At 58.5% G+C, this 24,283-nt stretch carries 23 protein-coding genes; 12 read left to right on the top strand and 11 right to left on the bottom strand.

Features of this window, described 5'->3' with window-relative positions:
* Positions 1–24: 24 nt before the first annotated feature.
* A complete protein-coding gene (locus tag AC2D8V_RS07975; protein ID WP_484733000.1) occupies positions 25–582 on the top strand; it encodes a hypothetical protein in 558 nt (185 codons plus the stop codon).
* A 221-nt stretch (positions 583–803) separates the two neighbouring features.
* Here AC2D8V_RS07975 and AC2D8V_RS07970 read toward each other — a convergent pair whose 3' ends face one another.
* Positions 804–1,706 carry a LysR family transcriptional regulator gene (locus tag AC2D8V_RS07970; RefSeq protein ID WP_484732999.1) on the bottom strand — a complete coding sequence of 301 codons (903 nt, stop codon included), beginning with the start codon at positions 1,704–1,706 and terminating at the stop codon, positions 804–806.
* A 170-nt stretch (positions 1,707–1,876) separates the two neighbouring features.
* On the opposite strand from AC2D8V_RS07970, the gene AC2D8V_RS07965 reads away from it, so the two are divergent.
* The 10 genes from AC2D8V_RS07965 (at position 1,877) to AC2D8V_RS07920 (ending at position 13,174) form a co-directional block, all read left to right on the top strand.
* Entirely contained in the window at positions 1,877–5,275 is a 3,399-nt protein-coding gene (locus AC2D8V_RS07965; protein WP_484732998.1) for an indolepyruvate ferredoxin oxidoreductase family protein, read from the top strand.
* Between the two features lie 85 nt (positions 5,276–5,360).
* Complete coding sequence (locus AC2D8V_RS07960) at positions 5,361–6,224, top strand: lysophospholipid acyltransferase family protein (RefSeq protein WP_484732997.1); 864 nt, start codon at positions 5,361–5,363, stop codon at positions 6,222–6,224.
* 27 nt (positions 6,225–6,251) lie between these two features.
* Positions 6,252–7,061 (top strand): glutamate racemase, encoded by an 810-nt coding sequence (locus tag AC2D8V_RS07955; protein WP_484732996.1) that lies wholly within the window; start codon positions 6,252–6,254, stop codon positions 7,059–7,061.
* Positions 7,062–7,097: 36 nt separating this feature from the next.
* Positions 7,098–8,126, top strand: a complete 1,029-nt coding sequence (gene argC / locus AC2D8V_RS07950) for an N-acetyl-gamma-glutamyl-phosphate reductase (protein WP_484732995.1) — start codon at positions 7,098–7,100, stop codon at positions 8,124–8,126.
* Between the two features lie 6 nt (positions 8,127–8,132).
* Positions 8,133–8,576 (top strand): cytochrome c maturation protein CcmE, encoded by a 444-nt coding sequence (gene ccmE / locus AC2D8V_RS07945; RefSeq protein ID WP_484732994.1) that lies wholly within the window; start codon positions 8,133–8,135, stop codon positions 8,574–8,576.
* Between the two features lie 79 nt (positions 8,577–8,655).
* Positions 8,656–9,267: a holin-associated N-acetylmuramidase gene (locus AC2D8V_RS07940; RefSeq protein ID WP_484732993.1), complete on the top strand. Its 612-nt coding sequence runs from the start codon at positions 8,656–8,658 to the stop codon at positions 9,265–9,267.
* Positions 9,258–9,848 (top strand): holin family protein, encoded by a 591-nt coding sequence (locus tag AC2D8V_RS07935; protein WP_484732992.1) that lies wholly within the window; start codon positions 9,258–9,260, stop codon positions 9,846–9,848. The genes AC2D8V_RS07940 and AC2D8V_RS07935 overlap by 10 nt, the downstream gene beginning before the upstream one ends.
* Positions 9,849–9,906: 58 nt before the next feature.
* On the top strand, positions 9,907–11,874 hold the full coding sequence (locus AC2D8V_RS07930) for a heme lyase CcmF/NrfE family subunit (RefSeq protein ID WP_484732991.1): 1,968 nt from the start codon (positions 9,907–9,909) through the stop codon (positions 11,872–11,874).
* Positions 11,871–12,323: a cytochrome c-type biogenesis protein gene (locus AC2D8V_RS07925; protein ID WP_484732990.1), complete on the top strand. Its 453-nt coding sequence runs from the start codon at positions 11,871–11,873 to the stop codon at positions 12,321–12,323. The genes AC2D8V_RS07930 and AC2D8V_RS07925 overlap by 4 nt, the downstream gene beginning before the upstream one ends.
* A gap of 74 nt (positions 12,324–12,397) precedes the next feature.
* Positions 12,398–13,174 carry an enoyl-CoA hydratase-related protein gene (locus AC2D8V_RS07920; RefSeq protein ID WP_484732989.1) on the top strand — a complete coding sequence of 259 codons (777 nt, stop codon included), beginning with the start codon at positions 12,398–12,400 and terminating at the stop codon, positions 13,172–13,174.
* 8 nt (positions 13,175–13,182) lie between these two features.
* Here AC2D8V_RS07920 and AC2D8V_RS07915 read toward each other — a convergent pair whose 3' ends face one another.
* From AC2D8V_RS07915 to gltX, 3 genes are all read right to left on the bottom strand, one after another.
* A complete protein-coding gene (locus tag AC2D8V_RS07915) occupies positions 13,183–13,491 on the bottom strand; it encodes a hypothetical protein (protein WP_484732988.1) in 309 nt (102 codons plus the stop codon).
* Positions 13,492–13,849: 358 nt separating this feature from the next.
* On the bottom strand, positions 13,850–15,145 hold the full coding sequence (gltA, locus tag AC2D8V_RS07910) for a citrate synthase (RefSeq protein WP_484732987.1): 1,296 nt from the start codon (positions 15,143–15,145) through the stop codon (positions 13,850–13,852).
* Between the two features lie 98 nt (positions 15,146–15,243).
* Positions 15,244–16,650, bottom strand: coding sequence for a glutamate--tRNA ligase (gene gltX / locus AC2D8V_RS07905; protein ID WP_484732986.1), 1,407 nt, complete (start codon positions 16,648–16,650; stop codon positions 15,244–15,246).
* A gap of 109 nt (positions 16,651–16,759) precedes the next feature.
* On the opposite strand from gltX, the gene AC2D8V_RS07900 reads away from it, so the two are divergent.
* Positions 16,760–18,763: a ComEC/Rec2 family competence protein gene (locus tag AC2D8V_RS07900; protein WP_484733876.1), complete on the top strand. Its 2,004-nt coding sequence runs from the start codon at positions 16,760–16,762 to the stop codon at positions 18,761–18,763.
* An 11-nt stretch (positions 18,764–18,774) separates the two neighbouring features.
* Here AC2D8V_RS07900 and lexA read toward each other — a convergent pair whose 3' ends face one another.
* The 7 genes from lexA to AC2D8V_RS07865 all read right to left on the bottom strand — a co-directional run bounded on the left by lexA (position 18,775) and on the right by AC2D8V_RS07865 (position 24,270).
* A complete protein-coding gene (lexA, locus tag AC2D8V_RS07895; RefSeq protein ID WP_484732985.1) occupies positions 18,775–19,476 on the bottom strand; it encodes a transcriptional repressor LexA in 702 nt (233 codons plus the stop codon).
* 69 nt (positions 19,477–19,545) lie between these two features.
* Entirely contained in the window at positions 19,546–20,718 is a 1,173-nt protein-coding gene (locus AC2D8V_RS07890) for a molybdopterin molybdotransferase MoeA (RefSeq protein WP_484732984.1), read from the bottom strand.
* On the bottom strand, positions 20,715–21,194 hold the full coding sequence (gene moaC, locus AC2D8V_RS07885) for a cyclic pyranopterin monophosphate synthase MoaC (RefSeq protein WP_484732983.1): 480 nt from the start codon (positions 21,192–21,194) through the stop codon (positions 20,715–20,717). Before moaC ends, AC2D8V_RS07890 begins: the two co-directional genes overlap by 4 nt.
* A gap of 1 nt (position 21,195) precedes the next feature.
* Complete coding sequence (trpC, locus tag AC2D8V_RS07880; RefSeq protein ID WP_484732982.1) at positions 21,196–22,008, bottom strand: indole-3-glycerol phosphate synthase TrpC; 813 nt, start codon at positions 22,006–22,008, stop codon at positions 21,196–21,198.
* Positions 22,005–22,676, bottom strand: a complete 672-nt coding sequence (locus AC2D8V_RS07875; RefSeq protein WP_484732981.1) for a uracil-DNA glycosylase — start codon at positions 22,674–22,676, stop codon at positions 22,005–22,007. Before AC2D8V_RS07875 ends, trpC begins: the two co-directional genes overlap by 4 nt.
* On the bottom strand, positions 22,673–23,692 hold the full coding sequence (trpD, locus tag AC2D8V_RS07870; RefSeq protein ID WP_484732980.1) for an anthranilate phosphoribosyltransferase: 1,020 nt from the start codon (positions 23,690–23,692) through the stop codon (positions 22,673–22,675). The genes AC2D8V_RS07875 and trpD overlap by 4 nt, the downstream gene beginning before the upstream one ends.
* Positions 23,689–24,270: an anthranilate synthase component II gene (locus AC2D8V_RS07865; protein ID WP_484732979.1), complete on the bottom strand. Its 582-nt coding sequence runs from the start codon at positions 24,268–24,270 to the stop codon at positions 23,689–23,691. The genes trpD and AC2D8V_RS07865 overlap by 4 nt, the downstream gene beginning before the upstream one ends.
* Positions 24,271–24,283 lie beyond the last annotated feature (13 nt).

The raw sequence follows: 24,283 nt of genomic DNA, 5'->3' as shown, positions 1-24,283 counted from the left end.
AAACAAAGGGCAGCGGGTGAAGCTATGATCTGGGGTGCAGCAACAAAGGTCGCGTCGAAGCTGATGGAAGGCAAGGACGGCGAAAGCACGCCCGAAGTTGACAACGTCATCAAACGTACACTGGGTCTTGCGGATACCGGTATCCCGATCGGTCGGGAAGTGGAGCCCGCCGGCTATCTGCGCTGGACGGCAGCGCAGAACAACGGTTTTGAAACCGGCGTCACAAAAGGGGCCGAAGGTGAGGTGAAATGGTGCGAGTTTTTGTGGACCGAACCCACCTCGATTGACGAATGCGAGTGGGATCACGTGCGCTGGCGGTTTTACGAAAATGGGCTGGTATGCTTTGACGCGCGCATGGCAAATGCTTCGAGCCAGCTCGACAACGGCGATGTGCAGGGCCACCGCATCGAGTTGCGCGAAGAAAACGGGATGTTGCTGGGCGTGTGGATCGCGGGTTTTTTCGTGCGCAAGTCGCTGCCTCTGCGGGGGTTTGCCTCATCTTTCACTGACACGCACATGCCGTTGAAGCTGCATTTTGACGAGATTTCCAAACAGCAGGGCGGGGCGTGGATCTGCATCTAGTGGCGTGCGGAAACAGGCGCGCTGTACCCCTTGCGGGCTGGGCCAAAAAAAAGGCCGAGCAAGAAGCTCGGCCAAGTCCAACAGGGAGGTACGAAGAGCGAAGCGAAGCTCCGTCGTCTTCGTGATGCTCAATTAGTGTGCAGGGTGACTCGGTTCAAGGCAGAATGGGCAAAACGCGAGGCATGTCCGCTATGCATTCTGTGCATAGCTAATGTGCGGTTTTATTTGTTCTTGTCTCTCAACTGCTTACGATAGGTGATGATTTCTTCCTGCACAAAGTCCTTGAATGCGGAAACGCGTTGCGATTGCCGGAGCTCTTCGGGGTAGGCGAGGAACACGGGTACATCTGCCGACTCAAGATCGGGCAAGACCTGTACCAGGTCGGGAAAATCCTGTGTCACATAGTCGGGCAGGACACCGATGCCCAGATTGTTCAGAACACCCTGCAGCACGCCATAATAGTTGTTCACGGTCAGCGTGGAGCGGATGCTGTAGGTCATCAGATGCTGCACAAGGCTGCGGCCTGCGCCGACCTGATCGCTGTCCGTGTTCTGGCAGATCAACCGGTGCTCCGTGATGTCTTCCACATTTTTCGGCGCGGCATGCTCGGCGAGATAGTCGGGCGTGGCGTAGAGGCACATCTTGATCATCATCAGCCGCTTGCGGATGAGATCGGCCTGACTGGGTTCTTTCATCCGGATGGCAACATCTGCTTCGCGCATGGGCAGGTCGAGAACCCGCTCTTCGAGCATCAGATCGACCTTGAGATCAGGGTATCTCTCGTAGAGCTTGGGCAGGCGGGGCGCGAGCCACAAAGTGCCGAAACCAGTTGTCGTGGTCACGCGCAACTCGCCGAAAACCTCTTCTTCGCTGTCGCGGATACGTGCCGAGGCGGTATCGAGCCGGCGCACCATCGCTGAGGTCGCATCAAACAGCAGCTCGCCCTGTTCGGTCAAAATCAGACCGCGTGCGTGGCGGTGGAACAACGTGGCATTCAGCGATTCCTCAAGGCCGCGGATCTGTCGGCTGACAGCGCTTTGAGACAGGTTCAACTTGTCCCCGGCATGTGTCAGCGACCCGGCATCCGCCACCGCGTGAAAAATTCTCAGCTTGTCCCAGTCCATTGCGTGCCCCTGCAGCTCTGTCTGGTTGTTAGCGATATCTTGAGCCAAAAAACAGTGCGATGCGGTTGAAAGTCTCAAAAGGTCACAATTAATTGTATGCAGGTCAACAATTGTGACCTATTATTCAGCAAAATCTGTGCCACAGTAGTCTGAAGCGAGGGAGGCGTTTGATGAGCACCGAAAAGATTTCTCTCAACGACCGTTACGATCTGGAACGATCAACCGTTCTGCTGAACGGGACACAGGCGTTGGTGCGATTGATGTTGATTCAGCGCGCCCGCGATGCGGCGGCGGGGCTGAACACGGCAGGGCTTGTCACCGGGTATCGCGGCTCTCCGCTCGGCGCGGTGGACATGCAAATGCAGCGCGCTCTCAAACCTCTGACCGAGAGCAATATTACCTTTCAAAGCGGGTTGAACGAAGACCTTGCGGCGACAGCGTTATGGGGCAGCCAGCAGGCAGAGTTGCGCGGCGAAGGCAAGTATCAGGGCGTGTTTGGCCTGTGGTATGGTAAAGGGCCCGGGGTCGACCGGTCAGGTGATGTCATGCGCCATGCGAATATGGCTGGCAGCTCGGAGTTTGGCGGCGTGCTGATGGCGATGGGGGACGATCACACAGGCGAAAGCTCCACCGTCTTGCATCAATCGGAATTTGCCATGGTTGACGCCTACATGCCGGTTGTCAGCCCGGCAGGTGTGCAGGAGATCATCGACTACGGCCTCTACGGATATGCGCTGAGCCGGTATGCAGGGGTCTGGGTGGGCCTCAAGACGATGAAAGACACCATCGAGGTGACCTCGGTTGTTGACGCCAGCCTTGACCGACATGAATTTGTGCTGCCCGATTACCCGCTGCCAGAGGGGGGGCTGAATATCCGGCTGCCCGATGACAGGGTCGATCAGGAAGCGCGCCTGATAGACCACAAGCGTTATGCCGCCGAGGCTTTTGCCCATGCCAATAAGATTGACAAGCGGGTATGGGGAAAACATGGCGCCAAGATCGGACTGGTCGCGGCTGGCAAGAACTGGCTGGATCTGGTGCACGCGCTCAAGCTGTTGAACATCGACGAAGAAGATGCGGAACGGTTGGGGATCACGACATACAAGGTCGGTCAGACCTGGCCGCTGGACATGAAAGGTTTTCATGACTGGGCCGAAGGGCTCGACCTGATCGTGGTGGTTGAAGAAAAGCGCAAGCTGATTGAGGTGCAGATCAAAGAAGCCATCTTTGACGATCGCCGCGGGCGGCGAGTGTACGGCGGGCGCAAGAACGGGGCGGAGTTCTTTTCTTCGAAATGGGCGCTGGACCCGATTGAAATTGCAGAAAAAATTGGCCGTGTCCTTGTTGATGAAGGGTGCGCCACAGATGGTGTCAAAGCCGGCTTGCAGCAACTGGACGAAGCGCGACGCGCCGACAACGCCGAGGAGATCGCGGCGCGGGTGCCGTATTTTTGCTCTGGCTGTCCGCATAACTCCTCTACCAAGGTGCCCGAAGGCAGCCGGGCCTATGCGGGGATCGGGTGCCATTTCATGGCAATCTGGATGGACCGCGCCACATCCGGCTTTACGCATATGGGGGGTGAGGGGGCCAACTGGATTGGCGAGGCGCCGTTTTCCAACCGCACGCATGTCTTTCAGAACCTTGGTGACGGGACGTACAACCACTCTGGCGTGCAGGCGATCCGGGCGGCGCTGAGTGCGGGCACGAATATCACTTACAAGATTCTCTTTAACGATGCTGTGGCGATGACGGGTGGTCAGCAAAACGACGGCGACCTGTCGGCCCCGCGCATTGTGCACGAGTTGCAGGCCATGGGCGTAAAGTCTCTGGCCGTTGTCTACGACGAGAAGGAGGATGTTGACTTCGATGGGCTGAAAGGCGTCGACATCTACGAAAGGGCGCATTTGCAAACTGTTCAGGAGAAGTTTGCAAAGACTGAAGGGGTTTCGGCGATTGTCTACATTCAGACCTGTGCGGCAGAAAAGCGCAGACGTCGCAAACGGGGGCTGTTCCCTGATCCCGACAAACGTCTGTTTATCAATACGGATGTATGTGAAGGCTGTGGCGATTGCGGTGTTCAGTCGAATTGCGTTTCCATCGTGCCAAAGGAAACGGAACTGGGCCGCAAGCGCGCGATTGATCAGTCGACCTGCAACAAGGATTACAGTTGTATCAAAGGTTTCTGCCCCTCGTTTGTCACGCTTGAAGGGGCGAAGATCCGGAAACAGGCAACGGCCAAACTGGATCTGCCGGATCTGCCCGCGCCGGCGCTGCCGACCATCGACGGGACATGGAATGTGGTTGTCACGGGCGTCGGGGGCACCGGTGTCGTGACAATCGGTGCTGTCATGGCGCAAGCCGCGCATATTGACGGCAAAGGTGCGGGCATGATGGAGATGGCGGGTCTTGCACAAAAGGGTGGTGCGGTGCACATCCACTGCAGGCTTGCCGAGAAACCATCTGATATCAATGCGATACGGGTGGCAACCGGTGAGGCTGACGCGCTGATTGGTGGCGATTTGGTCGTGTCGGCGGGCGCCAAGACGTTGGGGCTGACGCGCCAGGGGCGTACCGGAGCTGTCGTTAATAACCATGAAATCATCACTGGCGATTTCACGCGCGATACTGAATTCACCCTGCCCAGCGACCGTCTGGAGCTTGCCTTGCAGGCTCGTTTACGGGATCGGGTGGATCTTTTTGATGCGTCCGATCTGGCGCGGGTGACGCTGGGTGATTCGATCTTTTCGAACATGATGATCTTTGGCGCGGCGTGGCAGCGCGGGCTTTTGCCGCTGACCAAAGAGGCAATTCATCAGGCGATTGAGCTGAATGGCGCGGCGGTCGAGAAAAACCTGCGCGCGTTCGAGATCGGTCGGTGGGCGGTAGTGTATCCAGACGACGCCAAGGCGTTGCTGGCCCCCAAGGTTATTTCTTTGCCGAAGTCGCAAGCTGAAAAGATCGCGTTCCGCGCGGATCAGTTGACGGCCTATCAGGGGCGGCGATTGGCCAAGAAATACCGGCGGTTTCTCGACCGTATCGAGGATGAAACAGTGCGCGATGCTGCTTTAAAAGGATATCACAAGCTATTGGCTTACAAGGATGAATACGAGGTAGCGCGTCTGCTTCTTTCCAGCCGTGAGAAAGCATCCGAAGAGTTCGAGGGCGAGTTCAAGATGTCGTTCAATCTGGCGCCTCCGATGCTGTCAAAAACCGGACCGGATGGTCGTCCGATGAAACGCGAATTCGGCCCCGGACTTGAACGTGCGCTGCGGCTTTTGACCAAGTTCAAAGGCCTGCGCGGAACCCCGTTCGACCCATTTGGCTATACTACAGAGCGGCGAATGGAACGCGCGCTGATCAAGCAGTATGAAAAAGACATGGCCGAGGCGCTGACCAAACTTGACGACAACACGCGCGACGCGGTGACCGCTTTGGCGGCATTGCCGCTGCAAATCCGCGGCTTTGGTCCTGTGAAAGCTGAAAACGAGGCAAAAGCCGCGAAACGTCGTGAAGAGTTGCTTGCGGTCATCCGTGCCGGAGGGCCGGTTCAGTCGAAAGCTGCAGAATAGTCTTTACCTCGCTGTCATAAAACAGACATAGACTGCTTCGACAAAAAGCGACGGAACGCAGGACAAGGGTACAGTGCGCGCCAATGTGACGAGAGATATCAGCTACGCACACTCCGCAGAAACGCGGGGTGGCCGGGCAATCATCCGGTTGATGGAGAACACCACCGGTCGGCTTCGCCTGATCAAGCGTGCCAGAGGATACGAAGAGGAGGTGGCCCAAGGCCGCAACTTTTTTGACGTGATGGTGGAGCGCTACGGCCTGAGCCTTGATGTGGTTCAGGGTAGTCTCGACAATATTCCGAAAACAGGCCCGTTGATCTTTATTGCCAACCACCCCTACGGCATCCTCGATGGGCTGATGATGGGGCATATCCTTGCGCGCACGCGCGGTGATTTTCGTATTCTTGCCAATTCGGTGTTTCGCAAGGCCGAGGAAATCAATCGGGTTGTGCTGCCGATCAGTTTTGACGAAACGAAGGAAGCGTTGGCACTGAACATCGAGACGCGAAAGCGATCGCTGCAGTATCTGGCCGATGGTGGCGCGATTGGTATCTTTCCCGGAGGGACGGTCAGCACCGCGCTCAAGCCGTTTTCAGCCAAGCCGATGGATCCGGGCTGGCGCAGTTTTACCGCGCGCATGATTGTCAAATCAGGGGCGGCGGTTGTGCCGATGTATTTTGACGGGCACACCAGCCGTTTGTTTCAAATCGCCAGCCACGTGCATTACACCTTGCGGATGGGCCTGCTCATCAAGGAGTTTGGCAAAAGAGTTGATGCGCCCGTTCGGGTATCTATCGGCGCGCCGATCCATCCGGCTGATTTGCAACCATTTGCGTCTGACAGCAAAGCGATGATGGATTTCCTGCGCAAAGCCACGTATGAGCTTTCACCACACCCGGAGAAGTCTTACGATCTGGGGTATGAGTTCGAAATGCGGCACCGTAACTGACCGGCGCCGTGAAAGGCGTGGCGGATCATGGCGGTTGGTGTATTTGATAGCGGGTTGGGCGGGTTGACCGTGCTGGAGGCAGCGCAAAAGCGTCTGCCCGACGTCCCGTTTGTCTATATGGCTGACAGTGCGCATGCGCCTTATGGTGTGCGGACGGCAGATGATATCTTTGATCTGACATGTGCCGGCGTTGCGCGGTTATTCGATGCTGGGTGCGATCTGGTCATTCTGGCGTGCAATACCGCGTCTGCGGCTGCGTTGCGGCGGATGCAGGAATCCTGGGTGCCCAGTGACAAGCGGGTGCTGGGCGTATTTGTACCGCTGATCGAAGCAATGACCGAACGGCAATGGGGCGATAACTCGCCGCCGCGTGAAGTTGCGGTCAAGCATGTCGCGCTTTTTGCGACACCTGCAACAGTGGCCAGCCGCGCCTTTCAACGCGAATTGGCGTTCCGCGCGATTGGTGTTGATGTCGAGGCACAGGCCTGCGCGGGTGTCGTGGATGCTATTGAAGATGGTGACATGGTGCTGGCCGAAGCGCTGGTGCGCAGCCACGTTGACGCGCTCAAACGGAAACTGCCGACACCGGATGCCGCCATTTTGGGCTGCACCCACTATCCGCTGATGGAACAGGAGTTTCAAGCGGCCTTGGGCGACAAGGTTCAGGTCTTTAGTCAGGCCAACCTCGTGGCAGAAAGTCTCGCGGACTATCTGGAAAGGCATCCCGACATGTTGGGGTCAGGCGAGTCCGCCTTTTTGACCTCGGGCGACCCGGCGCGCGTAAGCGACCGGGCGACGCAGTTTTTGCGACGACGGATTGAATTCACTGCCGCATAAACTGTTCAAGACCAATTTCTTCCATAAGGGTTTCCCATGACCTACAATATCGCAATTCTCGGCGCTTCTGGATATACAGGCGCAGAGCTGATCCGGTTGATTGCCGGCCATTCATCGATGAAAATCAACGCTTTGGGGGCAAACTCAAAGGCGGGTAAGACCATTGCGGAGGTTTTTCCGCATTTACGCCACCTCGATCTGCCACCGCTTTTGCAAATCGGTGATATCGACTTTGCAAACATTGATCTGTGCTTTTGCGCCTTGCCGCACAAAACCAGTCAGGAGGTGATTGCCGCATTGCCTGACGACCTCAGGATCGTTGATCTGAGCGCCGACTTTCGTCTGAGCGACCCTGATGCCTATGAGACGTGGTATGGCAATCCGCACGCCGCGCTGTCGCAACAGAAAGAGGCGGTGTACGGGTTGACCGAGTTTTACCGTGGTGCCATCCGGAAAGCGCGCATCGTTGCCGGTACGGGATGCAACGCTGCCACGGGGCAGTTCATCTTGCGCCCGCTGATTGCGGCCGGCGATATTGATCTTGATACGATCATTCTTGATCTGAAGTGTGCGGTGTCAGGGGCAGGTCGCAGCCTGAAGGAAAACCTGCTGCACGCCGAACTTTCCGAAGGCTACCACGCCTATGCCGTTGGTGGGAAACATCGGCATTTGGGAGAATTTGATCAGGAATTCAGTGCTTTGGCCGGTCGTCCGGTGAGGATACAGTTCACGCCGCACCTTATTCCGGCCAATCGCGGTATTCTCGCGACCGCCTACCTGAATGGTGATGCGACCCGAATTCACCAGACACTGATGCGGTGCTATGCGGATGAGCCTTTCATAGAAGTGTTGCCCATGGGTGAAGCGCCCAGCACGCGGCACATCCGCGGGTCGAATTTCTGCCATATCGGCGTGGTTTCCGATCGAATCGAAGGGCGCACAATTGTGATTGGTGCGCTGGATAACCTGACAAAGGGGTCCAGCGGGCAGGCGTTGCAAAACGCCAATCTGATGTTAGGTATTGACGAAACCGAGGGGCTGATGGCAGCGCCTCTTTTCCCGTGAGGCAAAATGAAAAGCCTGAAAAAGCAGCGTCGTATTCAAGTGATCGCCCTCGCCGCGGTCGCACTTGTGCTGTCTACCGTGCTGATCGGTTATGCAATGCGGGATGGCATCAACTTTTTCCGCGCGCCTAGCCAGATATTGGCAGAGCCGCCGGGACCGACCGAAGTGTTCCGAATCGGGGGGCTGGTTGAGGAAGGGTCGCTGGTGCGCGGAGAGGGTGAAACAATCCGCTTTAGCGTGACCGATGGCGGCGCTGTGGTGCCAGTAACATATACCGGCGTGCTGCCCGATCTGTTCGAAGAAAATCAAGGCATGGTTGGTACCGGACGTTACATTAACGGTGTCTTTGAAGCCTCTGAAATTCTTGCGAAACATGACGAGACATATATGCCGAAAGAGGTTGTTGATGCCCTGAAGGAACAGGGCGTCTATCAAGCACCCGAAGGCTAGCACCGAACGGTTCGGTTCGCTCTCATTAACCTGAATTAGGCCACCTTCCGCATCACTTTATGGTGCCAAGGAGGGGCTTATGAAGAGCGTTCGGCAAATTGCTGCTGAGATCGTCCGGCGCGAAGGCGGTTATGTGAATGACCCCGACGATCCCGGCGGGGCGACGAATTTTGGTGTAACGATACACACCCTGCGCCGCCTTGGAATGGACCTGACCGGAGACGGAACCGTTTCTACGGCGGATGTGAAAGCGTTGTCTCGGGAGCAGGCCATTGAAATATTTGAGAAATATTATTTTGAAAGACCGCTAATCGCGATGTTGCCGAAAGCGCTGCATGCCACCGTCTTTGACATGTATGTTAACGCAGGTGCGAATGCGGTAAAAATTCTCCAGCGACTGCTGAATGACATGGGCCACGCGGTAAGCGTGGACGGCATCATTGGCCCCAAGACGATTGCCGCGGCGCAGGCGGCCTATGCCGCAGCCCCCAATCATCTGGCCGATGCCTACGGCATTGCCAGACGCAACTACTACTTCCGCATCGCTGACAGGCGGTCGGCCAGCCGGAAATACGCCCGCAGCCGCGCTGGCGGTAAAGGCGGCTGGATCAAACGTGCCGAAGAATTCATTTCTCGCCCATATCATCTGACGGACGAGCAGTTTCGTGAAAGGGTTGCATCATGGGGTTGATTACGGGTTTGCTTAACGTCATTTTTGGTAGCAATCGCAATGTGATAAAGGAAACAGCTGAAGTTTTCCGCGCGAATGCCGAAGCGGATGCGGATCGGGCTCAGACGCTGCGCGTCGAGGCGCTGCAGCAATATGCGCGGGAGTTTGACCAAAAAAACAACAGCCTGTTTGACAGCATTATGGACGGCATCAACCGGGTGCCGCGCCCCGCATTGGCCCTTGGCACGCTCGGGCTGTTCGTCGCCGCCATGGTTGATCCGATCTGGTTTGCCGAAAGAATGCAGGGTATCGCGCTTGTGCCGGAGCCGCTGTGGTGGCTGCTGGGTGTGGTTGTTTCCTTTTACTTTGGAGCGCGGCATCAAGTGAAAAGCCAGCAATTTCAGCGCTCTATCGCGCAAACGATGGCCTCGGCGCCGCAGGTTGTCCGTAACATTCAACATCTGCAGCAGTTGCGCCCGACGACGCCGGGGGTTGCTGCCAGCGGCACGGATGCGCGTCTTGGGGTGCTGTCGCTGGAGCCGGACGCGAACGAGGCGCTGAGCGACTGGCGCGAAGATTTGCACCGGACCGCGACAAAGTGATCACTGCCTGCGGCCGTTTGTCATTGGATGCGCCGTAGCAAGCCCCTATACTTGAGGCATGATTACTGAACTTGGGCATTTTGCGCTGCTTCTGGCGTTTCTCGTGGCAATCGTGCAGGCCGTTGTGCCGCTGATCGGTGCGCACAAAAAGTGGCCGGCTTGGATGGCCGTTGCCGAACCCGCGGCAAGCGCGCAGTTTCTGCTGACGGCCTTTGCCTTTGGCGCGTTGATGTACGCCTTTATCGTGTCTGATTTCAGCCTCAGGCTGGTGACGTTGAACAGCCATTCTGCCAAGCCGATGTTGTACAAGATCAGCGGTACGTGGGGCAATCATGAAGGGTCCATGTTGCTCTGGGTTCTGATCGTGACCCTGTTTGGTGCAATGGCAGCCTGGTTCGGCTCAAATCTGCCACCGGGGCTGAAGGCACGCGTGCTAGCCGTTCAGGGTGCCATTGGCGTTGCTTTTTTTGCCTTTATCATCTTCACCTCCAATCCTTTTGTGCGTCTTGCGGTGCCGCCGTTTGACGGGCAGGATTTGAACCCGTTGCTGCAGGATCCCGGGCTCGCATTCCATCCCCCGTTTCTTTATCTCGGCTACGTCGGGCTGAGCATGGCGTTCAGTTTTGCGGTGGCAGCGCTCATCGAGGGGCGCGTTGATGCGGCGTGGGGGCGCTGGGTGCGTCCATGGACGCTGGCCGCTTGGGTGTTTCTCACCATCGGTATCGCATTGGGGTCGTGGTGGGCCTATTACGAATTGGGTTGGGGCGGCTTTTGGTTCTGGGATCCGGTAGAAAACGCCTCTTTTATGCCTTGGCTGCTGGCCGCTGCCTTGCTGCATTCGGCGATTGTGGTCGAAAAGCGGGAAAGCCTGAAAAGCTGGACCATTCTGCTGGCGATCCTTGCATTCGGATTTTCGCTGATCGGTACGTTTATCGTGCGATCCGGCCTGCTGACGTCTGTCCACGCTTTCGCCAATGACCCCGAGAGGGGCGTGTTCATCCTGATGATCATGGGCTTTTTCATGGGGGGCGCGCTCATTCTTTTTGCTGCGCGCGCCAGTGCCATGGAAGCGCGCGGTGTGTTCGGTCTGGTCAGTCGGGAAAGTGCGCTGGTGGCTAATAATCTGCTGTTGGCGGTGTCATGCTTTGTCGTCTTTGTCGGGACGATGTGGCCGCTCGTGGCCGAGATGTTCTTTGACCGCAAGCTCAGCGTCGGACCCCCATTTTTCAACATGGCGTTTTCCCCGTTTATGTTGGTGCTTGGTTTGATTCTGCCGATTGGTTCCGCCATCGCATGGAAGCGGGCGAACCTTGCAAAAGCTGTATATGCCTTGCGGTATGTTTTTGTGCTTGCGCTTGCTGTCGGCGGTTTGGCTTACGCCATGCAGACCGGACGCAGCCTGTTGGGGCCCATCGGGCTGTTTCTGGCGGCATGGATCGTCATGGGCACAATCGTGGATCTGTGGCGTCGGACAGGGCGCGGAACAGGGCGTTTGCGGCGTCTGACCCGTTTGCCGCGTGCGGATTGGGGCAAGATGGTTGCACATGCCGGGCTTGGCGTGACCATGATGGGTGTTTGTGGGCTGATGGCCTGGCAGCAGGAGGATATTCGTGTTGCCCAGTTCGACGTGCCGTATGAGGTGGGTGGCTACACAATCACACTTGACCGCGTAGAACAGGTGGAGGGGCCAAATTACCTGTCCACAATGGGCTTTGTAACGCTTGCAAAGGACGGTCGCGAACTGGCGCAACTGCGTCCCGAAAAGCGGGTGTATCCCGTCGCTCAGATGCCGACGACCGAAGCCGCCATCGATTATGATCTCGCACGGGATGTTTATGTCGTGATCGGAGATGAGCAAGCAGGTGGCGGCTGGGCTGTTCGTACGTACATCAAGCCTTTGACAAACTGGATATGGATCGGGAGCGGACTGATGGCGCTCGGCGGTTTGCTTAGCCTGACGGATCGCCGCTTTCGTGTCGCGGCAGGGGCGGGTAAGGCCAAGACTGCGGCGGTACCGGCGGAATGAAGCGGCTTGTTCTGATCCTGTTGCTGGCTGCAGGGCCTTTGTGGGCGCTTGATCCTACCGCGATGCTGGATGACCCTGTTCTGGAGAAGCGCGCCCGCGCGCTGGATCACGAATTGCGCTGTGTGGTGTGTCAGTCAGAGACGGTTGCCTCGTCCAATGCGAACTGGGCTCAGGACGCGCGCCGTACCGTGCGGGAACTGGTTGCGGAGGGCGCAAGCGACGACGAGGTCATGGATTTCTTCGTGGCGCGTTACGGAGAGTTTGTGCTGATGACACCCCGCACCAGCGGATCGACGTGGGTATTATGGGCGGCTGGCCCCGCAATGCTGTTGCTGGCGCTGATCATGGGGCTGTCTTATGTCAGAGGGCGGCAAATGGCGGCGGCCCCGCAGGAAGAGGCGCTGACCCCCGAAGAAGCCGCGCGCCTGCGCGAAATTATGAAGGAATGACGCCTCGTTTCGCTTTTGCCCGCTGCCCGGTCTGGTAAGGTCGGCGCACACACCAAGGCGAAGGACGTGACGCGATGGACTTTCAAACCCTGACCTATGAGTTGGCCGATGACATTGCGGTCATCACGCTGAACCGACCCGACAAAATGAACGCGTTGACGACGCAGATGCGTGCGGAGCTTACCTATGCGATCACCGATGGCGGAAAATCTGCCCGCGTTTTGGTGTTGACCGGGGCAGGGCGGGCATTCTGCTCAGGTCAGGATCTGGGCGACAGGGTGAACGCGTCAAACATTGATCTGGAACGGACGCTCAGAGACGAGTACACGCCCATTCTGAGGGCATTGTCAGAGTGCCCTGCGCCGACGATCTCGGCGGTCAATGGCGCAGCGGCGGGAGCAGGGGCGAATCTCGCACTCGCAGCTGACGTGGTGATTGCCTGTGAAAGTGCGTATTTCATGCAGGCTTTCTCGCGGATCGGCCTGATCCCGGATGTTGGCGGTACGTACAACTTGCCGCGTTCCATGGGTATGGCCAAAGCCATGGGGGCCGCGTTGTTCGCAGACAAGATCAGCGCGCAGCAGGCCGATGACTGGGGCATGATCTGGGAAGCGGTTCCGGACGCGGCATTCGAGGAAACGTGGCGAGCCCGCGCGCGTCATCTGGCCGAGGGGCCGACAGCGGCATATCGCGCCATTCGGGACACAATCCGCGCAAGCTGGCATAACGCATACGAAGATCAGCTTGCGCTTGAGGCGCGCGCACAAGGTACTTGCGGAAAGTCCCGCGACTTCAAAGAAGGCGTTTTGGCATTTACCGAAAAACGCGCCCCGAAATTCGAAGGCCGTTGATGCCGCGATTAGTTCCGGCGGACAAACCGCTCTACGAGCAGGATGTCATCTTTGGTTAACTGCGGGCCATCGCTGCAGGCAACAACGGCCACCGCCACGCCGTTGGCGCGCACGGTCTGAACATTGTTTGACGTCATGGAAACCGTGATCTCGGGCGGTGTGTCGCCTCTGTCGTAGACCACCGCGATCCGGTCTTCCTTGTCCGTCTCGTCGGGGATCAATGCGCCCTGTGGCCCGCTTTCCCAGTCGCGCGCCATTGGCATGTGACGTGCCAAGCCGAACGCGCCCAAGACGGCTGTGTTTCTGTAATTTTGCATCGGAATTTCACCCATAAACCGCTCAGCATGACGCGCTTGAATGCGCCTCTGATCGGTCGCCCAAATAATGTGTCCAGATGCACCGGCCCAGGATATCGGTCAGGGCCAATACTGTTCAATTTACCGCAGCAGTAAAAAAACCACTGCTTTACGGCATGTTAGGCGGTGCGCTGATGCTGGGTCAAGAAATCGGAGATATTGTGCCCCCTCCCGAAACAATGCCATATTTCTGCCATATTGCTCTTTCGGAAGCGTGGACAGTGGCGGCGAATTTGGTTAACCGAGGACCGAATCACACAACCGGGGCCGCAGGAGTTTTTTCCTGCGGCCCCGGTCAATAAAGCTATGAAAGCCCGCTTCAGCGGTTTTCGATATCGACGTAGTCGCGCGCCGTCTCGCCGAGGTACAACTGTCGGGGGCGACCAATTTTCAATTGTGGATCGCTGATCTGCTCTTTCCACTGCGAAATCCAACCGACGGTGCGCGCGAGCGCAAAGATCGGCGTGAACATGGATGTCGGGAACCCCATCGCTTCGAGGATGATGCCGGAGTAGAAGTCTACGTTCGGGAAGAGTTTCTTGTCCGAGAAGTACGGATCTGCGAGGGCTGCCGCCTCGAGTTCCTTGGCAACCTGAAGAATTGGCTTGTTTTCAACGCCCAGAAGCTCAAGCACTTCGTCGGCGCTTTCTTTCATGACCTTCGCGCGCGGGTCAAAGTTCTTGTAGACGCGGTGGCCAAAGCCCATCAGCCTGAACGGGTCGTTCTTGTCTTTTGCACGCGCAATATACTCAGGAATTCGGTCGACGGTGCCAATCTCGTTCAACATCTCCAGGCAAGCCTGGTTTGCGCCGCCATGCGCCGGTCCCCAGAGACAGGCGATGCCCGCAGCGATGCAGGCAAAAGGGTTTGCACCGGAGGAGGAGGCGAGGCGAACGGTCGACGTCGATGCGTTCTGTTCGTGATCTGCATGCAGCGTAAAGATGCGGTCCATCGCGCGGCTCAGGATCGGGTTGACCTCATAGTCCTCGGCTGGCACCGCAAAACACATGCGCAGGAAGTTCGACGCGTAGTCGAGATCGTTGCGTGGATAGACGAACGGTTGTCCAATTGAATACTTGTAGGCCCATGCCGCAATTGTCGGCATCTTTGCAATCAAGCGGTGCGACGCGATTTCGCGCTGCTGCGGATCCGAAATATCCGTGCTGTCATGATAAAAGGCAGACATCGCCCCGACGACACCGACCATGATCGCCATCGGATGCGCATCCCGACGGAAACCTCGGAAAAAGTTCTGCATCTGCTCGTGCAGCATCGTGTGATGCGTGATGTGATGCTCAAAGGTTTCCAACTGTTGTGCGGATGGCAGTTCGCCGTAAAGCAGCAGGTAGCACACCTCAAGATAGTGAGACTGGCTTGCAAGCTGGTCGATCGGGTAGCCACGATGCAAGAGTTCACCCTTGGCGCCATCGATAAAGGTGATGGTGCTGTCGCAGCTGGCAGTGGATGTAAAACCGGGGTCATAAGTGAAAACGCCCGCCTGCGCGTACAGCTTGCGAATGTCCAAAACGTCCGGGCCCGCTGTTGGCGTAAAAATCGGTAGATCGATCTCTTTGTCGTCAATGGTCAGCTTTGCGGATTTGGTACTTTCGGCCATGGTCGTCCTTCCTGTCTGTATAGCGGGCGGCGCACTGCCAGCCGGCCCCGGTACGTTGTTTGTACCGGTTGGTGTGTCGCGCCGCGCTTTGGTTCGGATTAACCCCAGTCAGCAGCGTCGCTCAAGCGGCTGACGGATTCATCATGGCCCAAAACCAGCATCATGTCGAATACCGAAGGCGTGACCGCCCGACCCGCGAGAGCGGCGCGAAGAGGACCAGCGAGCTTACCGAACTTGGTCTCTTTGCTTTGCGCAAACGCGTTGAGGATCGCCTCTAGATTTTCACGGTTCCAGCTAGCATTTTGCAGATGCGGCGTCAATTCTTTCAGTATACCACGGGATACCGGATCAAGGTTTTTGGCGGCTTTTTCGTCCGGTTCGATCGGACGTGACGTGAGGGCAAAATGGGCCTTTTCAAGCAGTTCTGGGAAGGTTTTGGCCCGTTCTTTCACACAATACATGGCTTTTTCGAGCATATTGAACTGATCGTCCGAAAGCGCCGGAAGGTCGGATACTGGCAGAAAGGCTGCGATTTCTTGCCGCAGTGCAGCATCATCCATCAGGGCGATGTGCTGACCTGAAAGGTTCTCCAGTTTCTTGAAATCAAAACGCGCGGGGCTTTTGCCGATCCCACCAAGGTCAAACCATTCGCGTGCCTGTTCGTCGGTAAAGAACTCGTCATCGCCATGGCTCCAGCCCAGACGCGCGAGATAGTTGCGCATTCCAGCGGCTGGATAGCCCATCGACTGGTATTCCTGCGCGCCAAGAGCGCCGTGCCGTTTGCTCAGCTTCTTGCCGTCGGGACCGTGGATCAGTGGGATATGGGCCCATACCGGTACTTGCCACTCCATGGCGTTGTAGATCATCATCTGGCGGGCTGCGTTGTTAAGGTGGTCGTCGCCACGAATGACGTGCGTGACACCCATGTCGTGATCGTCCACAACCACCGCCAGCATGTAGACAGGCGTGCCATCCGAGCGCAGCAGGATCATGTCGTCCAGTTGGTCGTTGCGGATCCTGACGTCGCCCTGCACCTCGTCGTGGATGATTGTCTCGCCGCTTTGTGGGGCCTTGATGCGGATCACGTATGGGGCGTCGGGGTGCGTCGATGGGTCGGCGTCGCGCCATGGGGACCGGAAAAGCGTACTGCGACCCTCGGCCCGCGCGGCCTCGCGGAATGCGGTGATTTCTTCCTGTGTCGCAAAGCATTTGTACGCTTTTCCGGCCGCGAGCAGCTCTTGTGCGACCGCGGCGTGACGGGGCGCATTCTCGAATTGGCTGACGATCTCGCCATCATGTGTCAGCCCCAGCCATGCCATGCCTTCCAGAATGGCTGCGGTTGCTTCGGGGGTTGAGCGTGCTCTGTCGGTGTCTTCGATACGCAGCAGGAACTTTCCGCCGCGTCCCCGCGCATAGAGCCAATTGAAGAGCGCCGTGCGCGCGCCGCCAATGTGCAGAAATCCTGTGGGCGAAGGAGCAAAACGAGTAACAACGGGCGCTGACATGCGAGGCTTAACCTTTCAGTAACCATGAGGGGCGTATCTGTTGTGCCCGTGTCTATCCAGTGCAGCGAACGGGGGCAAGGAGGTGCTGTTGGCGTGGGCCAGGCTCGAAATGCTCCGGCAGCGGGGCTATCTGTTGGAATGGGTGCCGGTATGCCTTGCGGTGGGGATCGGGCTCTACTTTATGCTGCGTTTCGAACCGTCGCATTCTCTGTTGTATGGGGCATTTGGTGCCACGCTCGCATGTCTGGCTGTTGCCCGATTACTGGGCGAGGCTTTCTCTCCCTTTGCGATGGCGGCGGCCCTCGTGCTCGGCGGATTTCTTTTGGCCGCGCATCGGGCGCATGATGTGGCCGGGCCGGTGTTGGGCTGGCGATACTACGGCCCGATCGAGGGTAGGGTGGTCAATCTGGACCGCAGCGCATCGGATGCCCTGCGCATCACGCTGGATCAGGTGAAGCTGGAGGACGTGCGGGCCAGTGAAACACCGCTTCGTGTGCGTATTTCGCTGCACGGTGATCAAAGCATGGGCGTGCTGCCTGCACCGGGTATGCGGATCATGACAACCGGGCATCTGTCTCCTCCGGGTGGGCCGGTCGAGCCCGGCGGGTTCGACTTTCAGCGCCATGCGTGGTTTGCGCGTCTCGGCGCGGTGGGATACACCCGCGTGCCCATTGTGGCCTTGTTGCCCGCACGCGACGGGCACGCGGGCCTTGCAATCTTTCGGGTGCGTATGGCGGCCTCCTCGCATGTGCTTGATGTATTGCCGGGCGATACCGGTGGATTTGCGGTTGCCGTGACAACAGGCGCGCGCAGCGCGATCAGTCAAAAAGCGCTCGATGATCTGCGTGCTAGTAACCTTGCGCATTTGCTTGCCATTTCGGGATTGCACATGGGGCTGTTGACAGGATTTGTCTTTGGCCTTCTGCGTATTGTCATAGCGCTGGTGCCGCCGCTGGCGCTGCGCGTGCCCGCGCGCAAACTGGCCGCAGGCGGGGCGCTGATCGTAGCAACCGGCTATCTGGCCCTGTCAGGCGGTAATGTCGCGACCGAGCGCGCGTTCGTGATGGTTGCAGTGGCGCTTGGCGCGATCATGGTCAATCGCCGGGCCATCAGCCTGCGTGCCGTTGCCATCGCGGCAGTAATTGTTCTGGTGTTACGCCCCGAAGCTTTGTTGGGGCCGGGATTTCAGATGTCATTTGCCGCAACCACCGCATTGGTGGCCGTCTTTGGCTACATGCGCGATCACCGCATTATCATCGGACATGCGTGGCTTCAGCCGGTCATCGGGGTGCTTTTGGCGTCAGCTATATCCGGACTTGCGACTGCGCCCGTTGGGGCCGCACACTTCAACGCCATTTCTCACTACGGTCTGCTTGCCAACCTCCTGTCCGTGCCTGTGATGGGTACCGTTGTTGTCCCGGCCGCGGTGCTGGCGGCCTTGCTCGCTCCCTTCGGGCTGGACTGGATCGGTTTGTGGATCATGGGCCTTGGTTTGCGCTGGATTCTGGAAGTCGGTGCCTTTGTCGCCGGGCTGGATGGTGCAAGGTCTTATGTGCCCGGTCCCTCGCAGGTCGTACTTCCCATGCTTGCGCTCGGGTTTTTATGGTTGGTTCTGTGGCGCGGACGCTTGCGGCTTTTGGGGGTTGTGCCCGCTGTTGCCGCTTTCGCTTTGTGGGTTCAGGTGGAACGCCCGGTGGGGCTGATTGCCGAAAATGGCGCGCTTGTGGGAGTGATGACAGACAAGGGGCGGGCGCTGAGCAAACCCAAGGGCGCCGGATTTGTTGCGACAAACTGGTTGGAAAATGATGGTGAAGCGGTTGCGCAGGATACGGCCGCGGCGCGTTGGCCTGCGCAAGGGGGGGGCCGGCTCCCCAACGGGGCCGCCATCCAGCACGTCTGGGGCAAGCGCGCACTGGCAGAGTTTTCCGGATGCGCGTCGGGGGAAATCATCGTCGCCGCTGGCACTTTGCAGGCTCCCGCCGGCGAATGCACTGTTTTCGACCCGGAACGATTGCGCCAGACGGGCGCAATCGCCATTCATCACGGAACGGAGGGTCTCAAATTTCTGTCCGTGCGTGATACGACCGGCACAAGGCTGTGGTCGAACTGGTAAACCCTGTGCGGTCAGTAGGTGCGGATCAGACCCACCAGCTTGCCTTGCACCTTCACTTTGTCTTCGGTGAAAATACGCGTCTCGTAAGCCGGGTTGGCGGCTTCAAGCGCGATGGTGCCACCCTTTCGGACGAAACGTTTGAGCGTTGCTTCCTGATCTTCAACCAGTGCCACGACGATGTCGCCATTGTCCGCCACAGACGTTTCACGGATCACCACCACATCGCCATCGTTGATGCCCGCTTCGATCATCGAGTCGCCTCGGACTTCAAGTGCGTAGTGTTCACCTGCGCCGGACAGCATCTGCCCGGGTACGGCCACATGGCCATGGTGTTGATTGATTGCCTCGATGGGCACACCCGCAGCGATCCGTCCGACAAGCGGAACATCGCTGGAACCTGCGCCGGATACCATCCGTGCTGACGACGGCATCGGAGCGTCTGGCTTGTCGCCTTCGATCACGCGTGGCGTAAAGCCCGCCTGTGGCGCGCCGCCAAGGCTTTCGGGCAGCTTCACAATCTCGATGGCCCGGGCGCGATGAGCAAGGCGGCGAATAAAGCCGCGTTCTTCAAGCGCTGTGATCAACCGGTGGATGCCGGATTTGGACCGCAGGTCCAATGCTTCCTTCATTTCATCGAAACTGGGCGGAACACCGTCCCGTTGTACGCGTTTGTGAATAAATTCCAGCAAATCCAACTGCTTCTTGGTGAGCATCCGATTGGTCCTCCGAGGCCTGATTTGCTTTTGTTCTACGCATGTTCCCGTTTTGTGTCAACGCCTGCGTTAAATTGGGACATATCGCACTTCGGCACCTGCTGGTTGTGCAGGGTCGTTGGGGGGCCTGACCAAAAGGGCATTGGCACCTGCCAGCACGGTCAAGAGCGAACTGTCCTGCCGGTCAAAGGCGGTCAGCCCTGCGTCGTCAACGCGGGCGCGCATGTAGTGTTCACGCGGCCCGTTCGGTGGCAGGTCCTTGGCCAGCTGCGTAGTCCGCTGCGGGGCGGGGCACGCGCCCAGACCGAGCATGGCGCGCACAACCGGAACAACAAAAATGGTACCGCAGACAAGGGCGGACACCGGATTGCCGGGCAAGCCGATCATCGGTGTTCCGTTCAATCGTCCGGCCATCAACGGTTTGCCGGGGCGCATTGCGACCTTGTAGAAAGAGCGTTCCATGCCAAGGTTGCCCGCCACGGCGCCAACGAGGTCATGATCCCCGACAGACGCGCCGCCGATCGTAATGATGAGATCGGCATCGGCGGTCAGACCAAAGACAGTGGTCAGCGCTGCTTCGGTATCGCGGGCAATAGGCAACAGGCGGGCCGTGGCACCCTGCGCTTCAAGCTGTGCGGCGAGACCGTAGCTGTTTGAGGCGATAATCTGGTCCGGTCCAGGCTGCTCTCCGGGTGCTACCAATTCGTCTCCCGTGGCCATGATGGCCACCTTGGGCATGCGTCTGACGGGCACAAAAGCGATGTTCATCGCGGCCAGAAGGGCAACATCCGCCGGAGTAAGCACCTTGGGGGCAGTGACCCTGTCGCCCTGCGCAAAATCGCCACCCGCCGGCCGCACGTTGGTCTTGGTGCCGATGTCACGGCCTAACGTGATCAGATCGCCGCGTCGTGTGGTATCTTCCTGAATGACGACAAAGTCCGATCCTTCAGGCATCGGCGCGCCGGTGAAAATCCGTACTGCTTGGCCTGCGCCCACCTGACCGGCAAAGCTGTGACCTGCGGCGGCCTCTCCGATCACCTTGAACATGGCATCCGGCTCGACCTCGGCCGCACGTACGGCATATCCATCCATGGAGGAGGCATCGAAAGGCGGTTGGGTGCGTTTCGCAATGACATCCTCGGCCAGAACGCGACCGGCCGCGGCGCGCAATGGTACCGTCTCGATGCCCATTGGGTCGGCCAGAGCAAACAGATGCGTCAGAGCCTGCGATACAGGGATCATGGCGCTTCGTAACGTCCGGACTTGCCGCCGTCTTTCAGCACCACGCGCAACCCACTGATTTCCATGCCTTTGTCAACCGCCTTGCACATGTCGTAGACGGTCAGGGCTGCGACATTTGCAGCCGTCAGCGCTTCCATCTCGACACCGGTCTGGCCGGTGGTTTTCACGGTCGCTTCGATACGGATGCCGGGCAAATCCGCGTCTGGGGTCAGATCGACGGCAACCTTTGTAATGGGCAACGGGTGGCATAAAGGGATCAGATCAGACGTCCGTTTTGCGGCCATGATCCCAGCTAAACGGGCAACACCCAGCACATCGCCTTTTTTGGCGCGGCCTTCGGTGATGATGTCAAAAGTGGCCTGTTGCATCGTCACGTGGCACGCTGCGCGGGCGATACGGTCTGTGACGGCCTTGTTCCCGACGTCGACCATATGAGCGCGCCCTTCACCGTCAAAGTGGGTGAGTTTGGCTGCCATGTTATATTCCTCCCGGCGTGGCGGGTTCTGCAATCAGGTCCCGCGTTGCGACCGCAACATCCGACTGACGCATCAGGCTTTCCCCAATGAGGAATATGCGCGCGCCGTAGCGCGCCATGTCTGCCAGATCACCGGGGGTCGAAAGCCCGCTTTCGGAGACGATTAACCGATCCGCCGGAACATCTTTGGACAGCGTGCGCGTCGTGTCGAGCGTAGTCTCAAAGGTTTTCAAATTGCGGTTGTTGATGCCCATCAGACGGCTTTGAAGCTTACTGGCGCGTTCGAGTTCTGCCGCGTCGTGCACTTCGAGCAGACAGTCCATGCCCCATGCCGTGGCGGCGTCTTCCAACTCTTGGGCCTGCGCGTCGCTGACAGAAGCCATGATGATCAGAATGCAGTCCGCACCGAGCGCGCGCGCTTCGGCAACCTGATAGGTGTCATACATGAAATCCTTGCGCAACGCGGGCAAGTCACAGGCTGCCCGCGCTTGGGTGAGGTATTCCTTTGCCCCCTGAAAGCTTGGTGTATCGGTCAGCACCGACAAACATGTGGCTCCCCCTTCGGCATAAGCTCTTGCCAAGGCCTCGGGGTCGAAATCCGCCCGGATCAACCCCTTGGACGGGCTTGCTTTTTTGATCTCGGCGATGAGGCCGTACCCTTCGGTGGAAGCCAGATGCAAGCTTTCGGCAAACGGGCGCACGGGTGGCGCCGCTTTTGCCTCGGCTTCCACAGCCTCCAGCGTTTTTTTGACCTTGTCTGCGGCAACTTCTTGCAGCTTGTAGGCTTTGATCTTGTCTAGAATTGTCTCTGTCATGGGGCCTCCGGCGGATGCGTCCAGTTTATGGCCGCAAGCCCTCGGGCCTGCAACCATGCATTGACGCGGCTGAACGGACGAGAGCCAAAAAATCCGCGTCGCGCCGAAAGTGGCGACGGGTGGGCAGTTTCAATTTTCAGGTTAAAGGCGGGGTCAACGTCCTGCGCTGCTTTTTGTGCATGAGCGCCCCATAGCAGATATGCGCGCGGCGATTGCGCCAGATGCGCGAGGATCTGGCCCGTCAGGTGCTGCCAGCCCAGTTTGGCGTGACCACCTGCACGATGTGCCGGCACTGTGAGCGTGGAATTCAGCAAGAGCACGCCCTGATCCGCCCAGAAGCGCAGATCCGCGGAAGGCGGGTGGCCGCCTAAGTCTTCTTGCATTTCCTTGAAGATGTTCGTCAGCGAACGCGGAAGAGGCCGGGTGTCTTGATGCGCAGAGAATGCAAAGCCGTGGGCGTGCCCTGGCGTCGGGTAGGGGTCTTGGCCAAGGATCACGACCCGGGTCTGGTCGGGCTGTGTCCGTTCCAGCGCGGCAAATATCTGTGAGCGCGCGGGCAATACAACGCCGGGCTCTGCTGCCAAACAGTTTTCGATTGCAGGCCATGTCGTGTCGAAGAAGGGTAAGGTCCGCCATGCGCCCAGACGGTCAAGCGCATCAGGCGTCACGCGGCTGACGTGATCCGGGCCACCATTTCGATCTTGTCGCGCGCAGCGCCGCTATCGATGGCGGCGGCTGCCATGGCCACCCCGTCTTTCAAATCAGATGCCGCATCCGCAACGACAAGCGCGGCGGCAGCGTTGAGAAGGACCGCATCGCGGTAGGCCGAGGTCTCACCCGCGAGCAGTGCTTTGAAGTCGCGGGCGTTTTCTTCCGGTGTTCCCCCGACGATTGCCTCGAACGGGTGCACGGGCAGGCCCGCATCTTCGGGGTGAATTTCGGTATCGTTGACTGTGCCGTCGGTGTCGAGCGCGGCGACCCAGCTGACTCCGGTAATTGTCAACTCATCTGTGCCGTCCGATCCGTGTACGAGCCACGCTTTTTCCGAACCCAACGCTGCCAGCGTCTCGGCCATGGGGCGGATCAGGTCGCGGGAAAACGCGCCGGTCAACTGGCGTTTGACCCCGGCGGGGTTGGTCAGCGGACCCAGAATGTTAAAGATTGTTCGGGTCCCAAGTTCTGCGCGTGTCGGCATAACGTGGGCGATCGCAGGGTGATGCATCGGGGCCATCATAAACCCGATGCCCGCCTGAGCGAGCGCCTTTTCCACAACCTCAGGGCCGACCATCACGTTCAGTCCCATCTGTGTCAGGGCGTCGGCTGCACCTGATTTTGAACTCAGATTGCGGTTGCCGTGTTTGGCCACCACGACCCCCGCGCCCGCAACAACAAATGCGGTTGCGGTCGAGATGTTCAGCGTGCCCTTGCCGTCACCACCTGTGCCTACGATGTCCATCGCGCCTTTTGGCGCACGCACTGCGTTACACTTGGCGCGCATCACCGCGGCGGCGGCGGCATATTCCTCCACGGTTTCGCCACGGGTGCGCAAGGCCATGAGCAATCCGCCGATCTGGCTGGGCGTGGCCTCGCCGTCAAACAGAATGCCAAAGGCTTCTTCGGCCTGCGCACGTGTCAGGGGGCCGTCGGCTGCAGCGCCAATCAGTGGTTTCAGCGTTTCGCTCATGCCGGTACCTTCATGACGTCAATAAAGTTTTGCAGCAGTGCGTGCCCGTGTTCGGAACGGATCGATTCGGGGTGAAACTGCACCCCGTGGATGGGTAACTCGCGGTGCTGCAGGCCCATGATCGTGCCGTCTGTCAAAGAGGCCGTGACTTCCAGACACTCCGGCAGAGTGGATTTTTCTACAACCAGCGAGTGATACCGTGTTGCGGCGAATGGCGACGGCACTCCGGCGAAAAGACCTTTGGACTGGTGATGAATTTCTCCCATCTTGCCGTGCACGATGTCATCGGCACGCACAACCTTGCCGCCAAAGGCCTGTCCGATGGTCTGGTGCCCAAGGCAGACACCCATCAAGGGGGTGCGCGTCTCTGCGGCGGCTTGGGTCAGGGCCAGACAAATCCCGGCCTGATCGGGGTCGCAAGGGCCAGGCGACAGCAAGATTCCGCCGGGATTCATCGCCATTGCCTGCTGCACGTCGATTGCGTCGTTCCGCTTGACGACGACATCTGCCCCTAAACTGCCCAAATAATGGAGCAAATTGTAAGTAAAACTGTCGTAGTTGTCGATCAGCAGCAACATGTCTAAATCTTTG

This window comes from Roseobacter sp. YIN89 (assembly GCF_057219365.1).
The sequence above is the reverse complement of the archived record's forward strand: the minus strand, read 5'-3'. Positions and strand labels throughout refer to the sequence as shown.